At 37.4% G+C, this 13,581-nt stretch carries 12 protein-coding genes; 4 read left to right on the top strand and 8 right to left on the bottom strand.

Annotated elements, in window-relative coordinates; all coding sequences use genetic code 11:
- Position 1: 1 nt before the first annotated feature.
- Entirely contained in the window at positions 2-1,918 is a 1,917-nt protein-coding gene (locus tag ABJH98_RS09460; RefSeq protein WP_348307422.1) for an ATP-binding protein, read from the bottom strand.
- 171 nt (positions 1,919-2,089) lie between these two features.
- On the opposite strand from ABJH98_RS09460, the gene ABJH98_RS09455 reads away from it, so the two are divergent.
- Positions 2,090-3,535 (top strand): aminotransferase class V-fold PLP-dependent enzyme, encoded by a 1,446-nt coding sequence (locus tag ABJH98_RS09455; protein WP_348307421.1) that lies wholly within the window; start codon positions 2,090-2,092, stop codon positions 3,533-3,535.
- 58 nt (positions 3,536-3,593) lie between these two features.
- On the opposite strand, the gene ABJH98_RS09450 is transcribed toward ABJH98_RS09455, so the two are convergent.
- From ABJH98_RS09450 to ABJH98_RS09440, 3 genes are read right to left on the bottom strand one after another with little or no spacing between them, the layout of a single operon-like run.
- The gene (locus tag ABJH98_RS09450) at positions 3,594-5,021 is read right to left on the bottom strand and encodes a hypothetical protein (RefSeq protein WP_348307420.1); all 1,428 of its coding nucleotides are present in this window, start codon (positions 5,019-5,021) and stop codon (positions 3,594-3,596) included.
- A gap of 8 nt (positions 5,022-5,029) precedes the next feature.
- Positions 5,030-5,854: a hypothetical protein gene (locus ABJH98_RS09445; RefSeq protein ID WP_348307419.1), complete on the bottom strand. Its 825-nt coding sequence runs from the start codon at positions 5,852-5,854 to the stop codon at positions 5,030-5,032.
- Positions 5,841-6,455 carry an RNA polymerase sigma factor gene (locus tag ABJH98_RS09440; protein ID WP_348307418.1) on the bottom strand — a complete coding sequence of 205 codons (615 nt, stop codon included), beginning with the start codon at positions 6,453-6,455 and terminating at the stop codon, positions 5,841-5,843. The genes ABJH98_RS09445 and ABJH98_RS09440 overlap by 14 nt, the downstream gene beginning before the upstream one ends.
- A gap of 102 nt (positions 6,456-6,557) precedes the next feature.
- Here ABJH98_RS09440 and ABJH98_RS09435 point away from each other — a divergent pair, with 102 nt between their 5' ends.
- Positions 6,558-7,628: a hypothetical protein gene (locus ABJH98_RS09435; RefSeq protein ID WP_348307417.1), complete on the top strand. Its 1,071-nt coding sequence runs from the start codon at positions 6,558-6,560 to the stop codon at positions 7,626-7,628.
- A 69-nt stretch (positions 7,629-7,697) separates the two neighbouring features.
- Here ABJH98_RS09435 and ABJH98_RS09430 read toward each other — a convergent pair whose 3' ends face one another.
- From ABJH98_RS09430 to dnaG, 4 genes are all read right to left on the bottom strand, one after another.
- Positions 7,698-8,210, bottom strand: coding sequence for a hypothetical protein (locus ABJH98_RS09430; protein WP_348307416.1), 513 nt, complete (start codon positions 8,208-8,210; stop codon positions 7,698-7,700).
- Positions 8,211-8,331: 121 nt separating this feature from the next.
- Entirely contained in the window at positions 8,332-8,943 is a 612-nt protein-coding gene (locus ABJH98_RS09425) for a hypothetical protein (RefSeq protein WP_348307415.1), read from the bottom strand.
- Positions 8,936-10,141: a bifunctional 3,4-dihydroxy-2-butanone-4-phosphate synthase/GTP cyclohydrolase II gene (locus ABJH98_RS09420; RefSeq protein WP_348307414.1), complete on the bottom strand. Its 1,206-nt coding sequence runs from the start codon at positions 10,139-10,141 to the stop codon at positions 8,936-8,938. Before ABJH98_RS09420 ends, ABJH98_RS09425 begins: the two co-directional genes overlap by 8 nt.
- An 11-nt stretch (positions 10,142-10,152) precedes the next feature.
- On the bottom strand, positions 10,153-12,072 hold the full coding sequence (dnaG, locus tag ABJH98_RS09415) for a DNA primase (protein WP_348307413.1): 1,920 nt from the start codon (positions 12,070-12,072) through the stop codon (positions 10,153-10,155).
- 130 nt (positions 12,073-12,202) lie between these two features.
- On the opposite strand from dnaG, the gene ABJH98_RS09410 reads away from it, so the two are divergent.
- On the top strand, positions 12,203-13,291 hold the full coding sequence (locus ABJH98_RS09410; RefSeq protein ID WP_348307412.1) for an Mrp/NBP35 family ATP-binding protein: 1,089 nt from the start codon (positions 12,203-12,205) through the stop codon (positions 13,289-13,291).
- A 26-nt stretch (positions 13,292-13,317) separates the two neighbouring features.
- Entirely contained in the window at positions 13,318-13,581 is a 264-nt protein-coding gene (locus ABJH98_RS09405) for a NifU family protein (RefSeq protein ID WP_348307411.1), read from the top strand.

Raw genomic sequence — 13,581 nt, 5'->3', positions numbered from 1 at the left:
TTTAGGCTATTGCAAATTGCACAATGAATTTGGTGCCTTTGCCTAGTTCACTTTCATACCAAATTTTCCCTTTCATCTGCTCAACGTACTTTTTCACTATAGATAATCCCAATCCAGTTGAAACTTCGTTGGCCGTAGGTTTGGCACTTAGAGTTTGAAATTTCTTAAAAATCTTTGCTTTGTCGTCTTCAGTAAGCCCAGGCCCTTCGTCTTGAATGGATATTTGAACAGTTTGCCCCACTTGCTCTAATCCAAGTACAATTGTAGTGTTTGGTTGAGAAAATTTAAGTGCGTTAGATACGAGATTTTCTAGCACTTGATGAAGGTGCACTTTGTCTCCTGATATGATCAATTCTTCCTTTGGATAATTACCTTCAACAGTAATATTTTTAGCTTTGGCAGCTGTGCTGAAACTTGCTATTGTTTCATCTAATACTTGCACAACGCCTACTTTTTCTAAGTTTTCATTTTTGGATTCAACATTGAGGGCTTCTACATTCAAAATTTTACTAATCATTGAAAGAATTCGATCCGATTCACTTTTTATAAGGTTTAGTGTTTGATTTTCTTTTGCTCCAAATTCTTTATGCTCAGATTGATGAATTTCAGTGAGACCTTTGATATTATTGATAGGCGCTCGAAGATCGTGAGACAGAATTCGGATTAAGTTGTTTTTTTCATTGTTGATATCGATCAAATCGTTGTTGTGTTTAAAAGTTTTTTCCTTTTGCTCTTCAATTTGGGCATTTAGTTTTTTACGTTCATTGCTAGACCAAAACGCAACGATAGCCACTGTCAGGAAAAGTACACATGCGATTATCGCAAGTGCAATAATTGCTCGTTGTCGTTTGATGATGACTTCATTCAGTCGAGTTTGTTCTCTGAGGAATTTAGTCTCGACTTCGGCTTTTTCACTTTGATATTGTGCATGTAAAGACTCTATTTTTCTGGTGTTTTCTTCATTGAATATTGAATCTTTGGTTTCGACATACTGTTTGAAATAGAATAATGCTTGATCGTAATCTTGAGACTTTTCTAGTATTTCAGAAAGTAGTTGGAGTGCTTTCGATTCGTTATTCTTCAGACCATGAGCTTTGTTGAGAATCATGCTTTTACGAATATATTCTTTCGCTTCCTTGAGGTCACTCTTCATTAAGTAAGTTCGTGCTATATTAATATAGCTTATGCTTAATGTGCTGGTGTGATTCAACTTTTCAACATTCACCAAATTGTCCTTCAATAATTTCAAAGCTTTATTAGGTAAGTTTTGTTTGATATAGAGTTCGGCCATGTCTACATTGGAAATGACAATTCCCTCCAAGTCATTCATATTTAGTCGTATTTCCTGAGCTTTGATGTAATTTTCTTCAGCCAGTTCAAATTGCTCTAATCCAACCAATGAACGCCCAATATTGAGATAGCAATAGGCCATGATACTTTTATTGTCAATCATTTTTGCATTTTCTAATGCACGTTGAAAGTAATCTATGGCTCCATTGAAATTGGTTTGAAAGATGTAAATATTCCCAATGTTGATAAGCGTATAGCTTATTTCTTCTAAGTCTTTTGAGTATTCTGAAGACTTGAGCGCTTCGAAAAATAAGGCCAATGCTTTGGAATAATTACTACGGTTTCTGTATGCAATGCCCAAGTAGTTTAAACTATGATTTATACCATTCAGATAATTTATTTCCTTCGAAAGCTTTAAGCCTAGTTCGGCATAAAATATCGAAGAATCAATAGCTATATTTCTGTAACTCCAGCTGATTTCATTATATACATCCACCAATAAGCTATCGGATGAATTTTGCACTAGAGATTTTAAACTATCAATATTTGAAATTGATTGTTTTGACTGTGCTGTGCTGGATGAAATACTTACCCATATTACTAAAGACAGTAAGATCAGAAATCTCATTTCAGGTTATTAATCAATGAATAATACTAAATAAGGGATACTAAGATGGGACAAAATAAACAATTATAGATGATAAGACTGTGTCTAATTTTATGCAAATGACTAAGTCTAACAATTAATTTGTTCATTCATTTAGATTTGTAAATTTGCAATCCAAACAACAATGATCCAATGAATTTCGATGAGATAAGGGAAAACATCGTCGGCTCTAGCCAAAATTTCGATACACCTTTTGGTAGTTTTGAAATGCTATATGCAGACTGGGTAGCAAGTGGTAGATTGTATGGCCCTATAGAAGATGCCATCACTAATAAATTTGGCCCTTGGGTGGCCAATACACACTCATATTCAAATAAGACCGGTAGCCTAATGACTACGGCTTATAATCAAGCGAAACAAATTATTAGGGAACATGTCAATGCCTCAGAGTCAGACATGCTGGTGCTTACTGGTTCAGGGATGACAGGAGGGGTAGTGCGTTTACAACAAATTCTGGGTTTGTGTGTTCAGAGCCATACTCCTGAGCTAATAATAGAGGATCGACCCATTGTATTCATTACTCATATGGAACATCATTCTCATCACGTGTCCTGGATGGAAACGGTTGCTGATGTGGTAATTGTACCTCCTGGAAAGGATTTAAAAATTGATCTTGATCTGCTGCAAACTGAAATTGATAAGTATGCAGACAGAAAGTTAAAAATAGGTGCTTTCACTGCTGGCTCGAACGTCACAGGAGTGATTACTCCAATTCATGAAATGGCTGAAGTGATGCACAAGAACGGGGGTTATTGTTTTGTTGACTATGCCGCTACAGCTCCCTATGTACCTATAGACATGCATCCTGCAAATGACTTACAATCTTTGGATGCCATTTATTTTTCTCCACACAAGTTTTTAGGTGGACCTGGGGCTTGTGGTGTTATGCTTTTTGATAAAAAAATCTATCAAGGAAAATCATGCGTGCCAGGAGGAGGCAATGTGACATGGACCAACCCATGGGGAGAATACGGGTTTACATCGAACGATGAAGCTAAAGAAGATGGAGGAACACCAGGTTTTTTACAAGCTATTCGTGCTGCTATGGCGATTCGACTAAAAGAAAAAATGGGTACTACTCAAATAGAGAAACGAGAGGAGGAACTGGTATCCAAGACATTCGCAAGAATGAACAAAATAGAAGGTGTACGTATCGTTGGGGAGCAAGAGTCTAAGCGGATTGGTGTGGTTTCATTCAATATTGATGACATTCATTACAATGCGGTTGTTAGGATTATGAATGATAGGTTTGGTGTGCAGGTGAGAGGTGGATGGGCTTGTGCAAGTACGTACTGTCACTATTTATTTGAATTGAATCAGTCTCAATCCAAACGATTGACGGATGGAATAGACAGTCAAAACTTGACGGGAAAACCGGGTTGGGCTAGAATGTCTCTGCATCCTACCATGACCGATAAGCAGTTGGACTATGCGCTAGATGCCATCGAATATATTGCCAAAAACAAGCAGGAACTGAAGGAGGATTATGTTTATGATGTCAAAACCAACGATTTTACTCTTCAAAAGGCAGCCATAGATAATAATGACGATCAGGCTGCAGCTATGTTCGAAATATAAAAAAAGGGACGCTTGCTTAAGGCGTCCCCAGACTATACTTAAAATTATAAGTTCTTTATTAATTAGCGATTTTGATCTGGATTTGATCGGTGGCTTGACTTTCATTGATCCTGCCTGACTCTAAATCCAAAAGTGTTTGATTCTTTATCAAAATATTGATATCGTTTGGAATATCACAGCTATTACATTCAGTTAGTCTTATTTGAAATAGAATAGATTCATCCGAATCCAGGCTTTTAATTGTTTTTCCGTAGTCCAAGATATTCTTTTTGAACTCGCCGATAAATTGCGGATACAAATTCATGACTTCCTTATTTCTCTCTTCACGACTAAGGTTACTTTTTTGCTGTGTTGGCATACGATAGCTGTCTCTACCTGTGGATACAGACGAATACATTTTCATTCTATATATCACACCAAAATTTTTCAACCTTTCATATGAGATTGGAGTCGAGGTGTAATACGTAGTTGCAAGATCAGTTTTATACAGCCTTTGAAATATGCTTGAGAACAGTTCTAAATCAGCGGCCAATTTTTCTTCTCCTTTGCTCTCTATGAAATTGATGTTGCTTTCAAAAGAATCTCTAGATATTCTACCAGCTTTGAATTCAGCAATATTTCTTCTTGTGGTAGAAGCGCTGAATTTACCTATTTGATCATTAGACAGGCTATAGACAGCTCCAAATCCTTGAGGACCACCTTTAGAAATCAGCATTACTTGTTCATCATTAGCCAATTGACCAATCAGATCAGCATATTCTGATAAAAAAGTAACCATAACATTGCGATACAAAGGCATCAAATCTTCGAAGTCTTTTTGGTATCCTCTGGTTACATAAAGATGGCCTTTGTCGTCAGTATCACTGTCATCGGAATGACTATATGAATAGCGATAAGTGTACTCATCATCTTCGACAGCTACTGTTCTATTCACTTCTTTTCTGTCCAATAGATCTCTTTCTCTTTCTCTCTCGTACTCTGCTCTTTCTTCTTCACGTTCACGCTGTCGTTCCAGTTGTTCCATTTGCCTTTCGATTGCCCGTTCTCTTTCCTCCAAAGCACGCTGTTGCTCTCGAAGCATACGCTCATTTTCTCGTTCGATTATTTCTGATTGGCGTTCGATTTCTTCCGCTTGTCTTTCTAGCATCTCTGCTTGCATTTCAAGCTCAACCATCTCATCTATATTTATTATAAAATCTTCATCATCTAAAATGAATGTGAAATTGTAGGAATCGTCGAAGTTGTTGGAATAGAATTTACCTGAACTGTTCAATTCTATCATTACTCCAAAACCTGGTATGTAGCTAGCCTTGGGGCTGGCTGAATAAAACCTACCATCATTCGATTCTCCTTTAACCAGTGATGAAACTACATCCTCAGCAATTTTGAGATCTCGATCCATCTTAGCTTGATCGATGTCCTGCGCCCAAAGTACGGTACTTTGGATGGAGAATGTCAGTGCAATAAACAAATACTTAATTTTCATGCGTGTTCTTATTTACTTTGAGTTTTGACCATGTCATACAGGCTGGCAAGCAATTGGTCTTGTTCCAATTGTTTCACATCCTGATTGTTCTGTATTTTGCTTAAGCTAGTCTCTATCAATCGCATGTCGTAGTTTCTTTGATTCTGATAGAATTCATTGAAATCCGCCATGACTGTTTTTACATATTTCTTTTGTTTCTGAGAAGATACTGTAAAGAAATTCTGGATAATTTCCTTATTCTCATCATTAAGTTGAGCCACATATTGCTGCATCAACTGACCTGTGCCAGCCGTATGGCTTTTCATCATACCAGTCATCAGTGCAATGTTTTTTTGATCCTGAGATTCCATATCTGAAGTCAATTGTGATTGAACTGCAGCTATTTTTTGATCAGTCGAAGCTTCATATTCATTCATGGCTTCAGCCATCCATGCCTTTACATTCTCTTTATTCAAATCTTCATCTGGTAAAGGTGTGAGTTCACCAAAACCAATTTGGATTCCTTTATCCGTTTGATTGATGTTGAAATTCAAAACAGCAGCTGAAATCAGTAATAACGCTAGTCCTGCTGCTATTGATCCAACCCACCGGAAAGCATCAGATCTAAAAAATGAAATGGCCTCATTCTTTTGGTTAAATACAAAAGTAGGAGGGATCATCTCTTTGTCTTCAAGCGTATCCAGTGCATGACGAGTGGCTTGCATGCCTTTCATTTCCAGCTGTAATTCCGGATTTTCCTTTAAAAGGGCTTCTATTTTTCTGATTTCCTCATCAGGCAATTCACCATACAAATAGTCGATGATTTTTGCCTCATCTATTTTATTTTCCATCATGGTATGACTCATTAAATGCTCTACTTTTTTCTAATATTTTTTTCAAATGGTTTAGTCCGTAATACAATCTGGACTTTACCGTATTTTCTGAAATGTTCAATACTTCCGCAATTTCTCTAAACTTCAACCCTTCATATTCTTTCATAATTAGAACAGCTTTTTGTTCTTCACCCAATTCATTAATTGCTGCTGTTACTATATCGCTCATTTCTGTCTTTACGTAATCAGATTCAGGACTGCTTGTTTGTTCTTGTTTGTATTTGACCTCATTGACTTCATCAGAAGAAACAAACATTTTAGACAAACGACCAAACTTGCGGTCTTCTTCACGGCATTGATTTAAAGCAATCACATAAATCCAGGATTTGAATTTTTCAATTTCTTTAAGTTGTCCCAGATGATCGAATACCTTGATGAAGGTCTTTTGTGTTGCCTCTGTTGCCAGATCATGGTCATTGAAATATTTAAGAGAAAAATTATAAATCCTCTTGTGCCAGAGACTCACCAGCTTATTAAATGCTCCCTTGTCTCCAAGTTTGGCACGATCAATGATGTTCTCCGAATGATTCATCGCAATGTCTAGCAATGTCGCGGTACTCATAAATACTTAATCGGTTAATTATGCGTTTCGGTATTATGATGAAGGCGACATCAGAAAAGTTTTAATAATTTTAAAAAAGATAAGTATTAAATTCTAATAACTATGAAAAAGCTATATATACTCACTTTAAGCGTGTTTTTTTTCTTGGCTTGCTCTGATGAGAAAGATCAATTAGATCAAGCGCAATCCACTGATTTACCAGAAAAATTCACAGTTGATATACCAAGTACATTGAGCAATCCTTCAGGGTTGAATGCCGGAAGAATAAGCAAAACCAGTGATGAACTCTCTGCTACTGAGATTTATGGAGCACTTAGGGAGTTTATTTATGTGGGGGAGAATGCAGCAATGGCCTTAGAGGAAATAATAAAGGTAGCAGCCGTAGTAAAAGTATCTGGGCTTGATGAATTTACCATCGACAGTGAAGACGATGGAACGTCCAAGACATTTACATTTAATCAAAATGTCACTTACTCCTCAATAGCTTACGCCAACGAAATGTTGGTAACTGATGAAGACGGAGACACCGCACTTCAAGTCGTTTGGAATACCAACCCAGTAAGTGGTAAGGCTATACTTAATCCATATTATTTGGATAGAACAGAAGGAGAGGAGTTGATTGACACTTTCTATCAATTGGAATATGATGAATCATCAGATGGTAATACACAAGAAATGACGGTAACCATAGTTGGTATTCCTTTGGAAGAAGGTTTGGATAACATGAAAATGACTGTGATTAAAACGGGTGATGTGGTAGAGGTGTTTGGAAACTCAAATCACCCGAACGCTAAAATCATTAGTGACGATTTGATTCAGGATAGAAATTATGCATTTATAGCAAGAGCAAATGAGACTAATGATATAGCAGTGGCAGAAGTGGCTTTGCCACCTTCAAGTGTAGAAACGAATGATGTTATGGATGATTATTCACTCTTTACTGTCATTGATGCGGAAATAAAATACGTTGGTCTTACAAACCAGGATCAAATAGATGCTTATTTGGCTAATGCTGTACCACCCGCTTATTTCGATAAGTCTACTGGATTTTTAGGAGCTGGAGAAAACGTTCCATCCAATGATGGGTTTACTTCCGATTTTATAGACTTATCAGACCTGTCACCTTATGTGCCGAATGATATTGCAAATTTGTCTATTGAATTTTTGAAGTAGTGAAAATTACTAAATCATAAAAAAAGGAGAGTCATTGGATTCTCCTTTTTTTATTTTCTTTCGAATAACTTATTCTGTATAAGGTTGATCAAATTGCTCCCAGGTAATTGCTGTGCAGGATGCTTGGCTTTGGTCACTTGCAATAATGAGTTCATCACTGTTGAGCCCTCTAAGAGTGAATTCAACACTTTGAATGAATATAGCATCTTTGGTATCTGAATCTACCCACTGCCAGCTGCCAACTCTTGTAGCAGTTCCGTCTTGGCCGCTTTTGGCATAATATTCTCCTGAAGAGTAGAAGCCATAATAATATCCATCAGTGATTTCCTGATCTTCATTGTCTCCACATTCTCCTGATAGTTCGATTTTACTTACCTTTTGCTTCCACCATTTTTGTCCCACTCCTAATGTTTTGCCACCTGAAGTGCTAGTCGAGCCAGATAATGTAACATCTCTAAGGTCTACATCTACAATCTCACTACTTGGAACACCAGCAAATGGATCATCATTGTCATCATCATCTCCACAGCTAAAAATGAGAAAAGAAAGGGTTAGGATTGAAAATAATATGTTGAATTTCATAACTAGAATTTAAGAGTTTACAATTGGTTTAATCAAACCAACTACTAAAGCTATGAAATTTTAAAACTTAAATACTCAAACAAATCTGATAATAGTTTGAAAATACTTAGAATTAAGTACGTTAAAGGGAATTGTAGAAAGCTGTGATTCTTACAATATCTCTCATGTTGTCAGTTTTGAGCTTGTTTGATTTTACATACTTCTTGACTTGATCTGAGTTTTCATTTAGAATTTCAAATAAATGATTTTTCTTGCCATTGTAAAGAGTCATATTCCCTTGTGTGTCTACAAAATAATAGGAGAAAGCAAGCTTTTCTGAAGTTGAAGAAGGCCCATAAAAATAGGACTGATTATAGGGGTCTGATGACATGACAATTTTTTCTCTTACCAGAAGCGAAGTTTTTCCCTCATACAAAACCTCAAAAAGAATTGGGATTTTATAGTTGGATTCTACTTGGTATGGGATCGCATAAAATTGACGATATGTTTTTAGTATGTTATCATAAATCTCAAAAAACAGGATTTTTTTACTGCTATATGTATTTATTTTTTCTTTTTCAATGACTATTTGTACGGCGTTGGTTTCCATATCGTACTTCAAATCCCCTCTTACGGTATCCTGATCTTCTGTGACCAACCAACCCTTGTGAAACATACGAGAAGAGAATTCTTGAGCCATGGTGGGTAGCCCAAGTAAAACAAATAAATAAAATGCAAAAACTTTTTTAGCCATTCTTTAATATGCTATGACCCATTTTATCTCTCTTAGTTTCGAGATATTTTTTATTATGCTCGTTTGGGTCTACTTCAATTGGGATATTCTCTACAATTTCCAAGCCATATCCCATTAATCCAACTCTTTTTGTAGGATTATTAGTAATCAACTTAATTTTTTCAACTCCCAAGTCATGCAATATTTGTGCGCCTACACCATAGTCTCTATGATCTCCCTGGAAACCTAATTTTTCGTTGGCTTCTACTGTGTCTAATCCTTCTTCTTGTAGTTTGTAGGCTTTGAGTTTATTCAGCAATCCAATGCCACGGCCTTCTTGATTCATATATACAATTACTCCCTTACCTTCCTTTTCCACCATTTTCATGGCATTGTGAAGCTGCTCACCACAATCGCATCTGCAAGATCCGAAGATGTCGCCGGTCAAACAAGAAGAGTGAACCCTAACCATCACTGGTTCTTTAGGTTCCCAATTACCTTTCACAAGTGCTAAATGATGTTCTCCTGTGCTGATTTGCTTATAAGCTGTCAACTTAAAGTTGCCCCATTCTGTAGGCATATCGACTTTGATTTCTTTTTCTATCAAAGATTCCTTCTCCATTCGATAAGCAATCAAATCTTTGATAGAAATAAGCTTTAATTTGAATTTGTCAGCTACTATTCTAAGTTGTGGTAATCGAGCCATGGTGCCATCTTCATTGAGAATTTCTACCAAAACGCCAGCTGGAAATTTACCAGCCAATCTGGCAAGATCAATTGCAGCTTCCGTGTGTCCAGCTCTTCGAAGTACGCCACCCTTTTTTGCCTTCAATGGGAATATATGCCCTGGCCTCCCTAGTTCCTCGGGTTTAGTGTTTGGATTGACTAGTGCTTGGATGGTTTTTGCTCTGTCACTAGCAGAAATACCCGTGGTACAGCCGTTTCCGATAAGGTCTACTGATACAGTAAATGGAGTTTCATGTAGGACAGTGTTTTTGCCTACCATTAGCTCAAGCCCCAATTCATCACATCTTTCTTCTACAAGAGGAGTGCAAATCAAACCACGGCCATGAGTTGCCATGAAATTTACAATTTCAGGTGTGATGCTTTCTGCTGCACAAATAAAATCTCCTTCATTCTCTCTATCTTCATCATCAACTACAATGATGACTTCTCCATTTTTTATGGCCTCTATAGCTTCTGATACAGGGTCTAGCATATTTTCTGGGTTTACTTCACGGTTACATTTCCAAGAGTTTTAGCGATGGTCATTTCCATGCTTTTTAAGTCTCCTTGGATGCTCAAAAATTTATTAATCTGCTCTTCTTCACTTGCTAATTTTATGTTTTCCATATTTTCAGCAATCATCTTTTGAATGATACGGAATTTGAGCCGCAAGATATTAGTATAAGTTGAATTTTTTAAAGTTTGTGATTCATGGGCCACATTGATCTGAAATTTTTCTGACCAATTGGTACTGATTTCATAACGCTCAGTTGACAAATCTACAGCAGCTTGCTTCACAGCATGATCTTCATGATCGAGAAATTGTTGTATAGTGCTAATTTGTCCATTAGCTAGGTTTGCTTTAAAGATCTCAAGTATCTTGTTGTAAATGGGCGTTTCAAAAGTAATATCTTCTGATTCTACCATGAAATAGTCAGCCAAATGCATTTCTCCTTCTTCCATGCCTTCGATCAATTCGGACCCATAGTTGATGAGCATTCGAATACTTTCTCTTTCCTGAACTTTGATGATGTCGTCTCGACTGATTTTAGTTTCAGTCTTTTCAAGTTCATAAGCTTCAGGAGGTAATTCTTGAATAGGGGCTTCCCATTTTTCCTTGCTGCTTTTTAGGAGAAGTTTATTGGTTTCACTGATTAGCGTTTCTTCATCTACATGCAGGAGTCGACTACACTCTTGAATATATACAGTCCTTTGAATAGGATCTGGAATCAAAGAAATACTTTGTACAATCTCACGAATGCTTTCTGCTTTTTTGATGGGGTCGTCACCGCCATCTTTTAAGAAAATACCAGTTTTAAACGCAATGAAATCTTGAGCGTTTTCATCTAAGTATTCCTTGAAAGCCGTACCGCCGAGTTGTTTGGAGTAACTATCTGGATCTTCTCCTTCAGGAAATGGAACCGCCTTCACATTGAGTCCGCCAGAAAGCATCATATCTATACCGCGCATAGAAGCTTTGATGCCAGCCTTGTCTCCATCAAATAAAACAGTGACATTTTTGGTATACCTCTGTATTAGTTTGATTTGATCTTCGGTCAGAGAAGTACCTGAAGAGGCAACCACATTGGTAATGCCAGCTTGACTCAGTGATACTACATCGGTATAACCTTCAACCAAGTAGCAGTTTTCTTGATTTCGTATTTCGTTTTTTGCCTGGAATATGCCGTAGAGGATTTTACTTTTCGTGTAAAGCTCAGTTTCTGGGCTATTGATATACTTAGGACCTTTTTCATTGCTCTTCAGCGTGCGAGCGCCGAAGGCGATTACCTTTCCAGTAATGTTGTGAATGGGGAATACTACTCTTCCTCTAAATCGATCGTATGATTTGTCTTCTTTTACAATTTTAAGTCCGGTCTGCTCTAAGAACTCGTCTTTATGTCCAGCAGCTTTTGCAGCATCAATCAATCCCTGCCATTGGTCAAGGGCATAACCCAAGTCAAATCTTTTGATAGTTTCTTCACTAAATCCTCTTTCTTTGTAATAAGAAAGTCCAATACTTTTCCCTTCGTCCGTTTTCCAGAGATTTTCAATAAAATGCTCTTTAGCAAAGTTGAGCGTAATGAAAAGGCTTTCTCTTATACTCTGTTCTGCTAAATAATTAGGATCTGCTTCGTCTTCTTCAATCGTTATGGCATATTTCTGGGCTAAGAATTTTAGTGCCTCTATGTAACTCAGCCCATCCACTTCCATTAAAAAAGAAATCGCATCTCCACCTTTTCCAGTACTGAAGCATTTGAATATTCCTTTAGCCGGAGATACCATAAACGAGGGCGTCTTCTCATTTGTGAAAGGACTTAGTGCCTTGTAGCTTGATCCTGATTTTTTTAGGGCAACAAAGTCACTCACTACCTCATAGATGTCCATCCTGCTTTTGATTTCTTCTATGGTTTGACTTTTGATCAACTAACTCTAAGGATTTTGATTTTGCCCGTATGGGGGTGCAAATCTAAAACGAATTTGCTTGATTATTTGATACAAAAACAGGGATATCACTTAACTTGCCAAAAAATTGTAGAACAAGCCATTTTTAATCTTGAAAATCACAGAAAAGGAAGTATTGCAGGCATTGAGTAAGGTTCAGGATCCAGATCTTAAAAAAGATTTGGTTACGCTGGGTATGATAGAAAATATTAAAATCACTGAGGACGAATTGAGTTTTTCTGTGGTACTTACTACTCCAGCGTGCCCGTTGAAGGAAGTGATTAAAAACGATTGTTTGAAAGCGCTAGAGCCAATATCAAAGGGCTTGAGTATAAAAATTGACATGACATCGAATGTAACGAGTATTAGAAGTAAGTCGATGATCTTACCAAATGTAAAGAATATCATAGCCGTGGCTTCTGGAAAAGGTGGTGTGGGTAAATCAACCGTGACAGCAAATCTGGCTGTGGCTTTGGCTAAAACTGGTGCTAGCGTAGGTATAATAGATGCCGATATCTTTGGGCCTTCCATGCCGACCATGTTCGATTGCGAGCATGAGCAACCGAATATGGTAGAGGAAAATGGTAAGAACTTGCTCATTCCGATTGAGAAGTATGGAGTGAAAATTTTGTCCATCGGTTTTCTTACACCAAAAGACAATGCAATTATTTGGAGAGGGCCTATGGCAAGCTCTGCTTTAAAGCAATTTATCAGTGATGTGAAATGGGGGGAATTAGATTATTTGTTGATTGATTTACCGCCAGGAACTAGTGATATTCATTTGACGTTGGTACAATCAGTACCTGTGACTGGCGCAGTTATTGTGACAACTCCACAAAAGGTGGCCATTGCCGATGCACAAAAAGGCTTGTCGATGTTCAAGCAGCCACAGATTAACGTGCCGCTTTTGGGTGTAATTGAAAATATGGCGTATTTTACTCCAGAAGAATTGCCTGACAGTAAGTATTATTTGTTTGGTAAAGAAGGAGGAAAGAAAATGGCCGAAAAGTATGAGATACCGTTTCTAGGTGAAATTCCTTTGGTGCAGTCCATTCGTGAGAGTGGAGACAGTGGTTATCCTGCTGTAATGAAAGAAGGAGTGACAGAAGAAGCTTTCAACGAGTTGGCACAAACAGTAGCGCGTCAAGTGGCTATAAGAAATGCATCAAAAGAAAAGACAAAGATTGTTCAAATGAACTAAATTTACAGGATCAAGTCATTGACGATATGGACGCAGAAAAAAAGAAAGACCTTTTAGCAAAAATTGATCAGGCCATTAATAACATCAGACCTTATCTTGAGGCAGATGGGGGAGATGTGAGGCTGGTTGATATTGATGATGACTTTGTGGTCAAGGTTGAACTTTTGGGTGCATGTGAAGCCTGTCCTATGTCTCCAATGACTATGAAAGCCGGAATTGAAGAGGCTGTAAAAAGAGTGGCGCCAGAAGTCAAAGCAATTAATGCGATCAACATTGCATCAGTTAGCTGA

Source organism: Reichenbachiella sp. (genome assembly GCF_039969095.1).
Classification (GTDB): domain Bacteria; phylum Bacteroidota; class Bacteroidia; order Cytophagales; family Cyclobacteriaceae; genus Reichenbachiella.
The sequence above is the reverse complement of the archived record's forward strand: the minus strand, read 5'-3'. Positions and strand labels throughout refer to the sequence as shown.

Bases quoted from the DNA above. Each gene is read 5' to 3' on its own strand.
- ABJH98_RS09460 (WP_348307422.1), bottom strand. From the start codon at position 1,918: ATGAGATTTCTGATCTTACTGTCTTTAGTAATATGGGTAAGTATTTCA.
- ABJH98_RS09455 (WP_348307421.1), top strand. From the start codon at position 2,090: ATGAATTTCGATGAGATAAGGGAAAACATCGTCGGCTCTAGCCAAAAT.
- ABJH98_RS09450 (WP_348307420.1), bottom strand. From the start codon at position 5,021: ATGAAAATTAAGTATTTGTTTATTGCACTGACATTCTCCATCCAAAGT.
- ABJH98_RS09445 (WP_348307419.1), bottom strand. From the start codon at position 5,854: ATGATGGAAAATAAAATAGATGAGGCAAAAATCATCGACTATTTGTAT.
- ABJH98_RS09440 (WP_348307418.1), bottom strand. From the start codon at position 6,455: ATGAGTACCGCGACATTGCTAGACATTGCGATGAATCATTCGGAGAAC.
- ABJH98_RS09435 (WP_348307417.1), top strand. From the start codon at position 6,558: ATGAAAAAGCTATATATACTCACTTTAAGCGTGTTTTTTTTCTTGGCT.
- ABJH98_RS09430 (WP_348307416.1), bottom strand. From the start codon at position 8,210: ATGAAATTCAACATATTATTTTCAATCCTAACCCTTTCTTTTCTCATT.
- ABJH98_RS09425 (WP_348307415.1), bottom strand. From the start codon at position 8,943: ATGGCTAAAAAAGTTTTTGCATTTTATTTATTTGTTTTACTTGGGCTA.
- ABJH98_RS09420 (WP_348307414.1), bottom strand. From the start codon at position 10,141: ATGCTAGACCCTGTATCAGAAGCTATAGAGGCCATAAAAAATGGAGAA.
- ABJH98_RS09405 (WP_348307411.1), top strand. From the start codon at position 13,318: ATGGACGCAGAAAAAAAGAAAGACCTTTTAGCAAAAATTGATCAGGCC.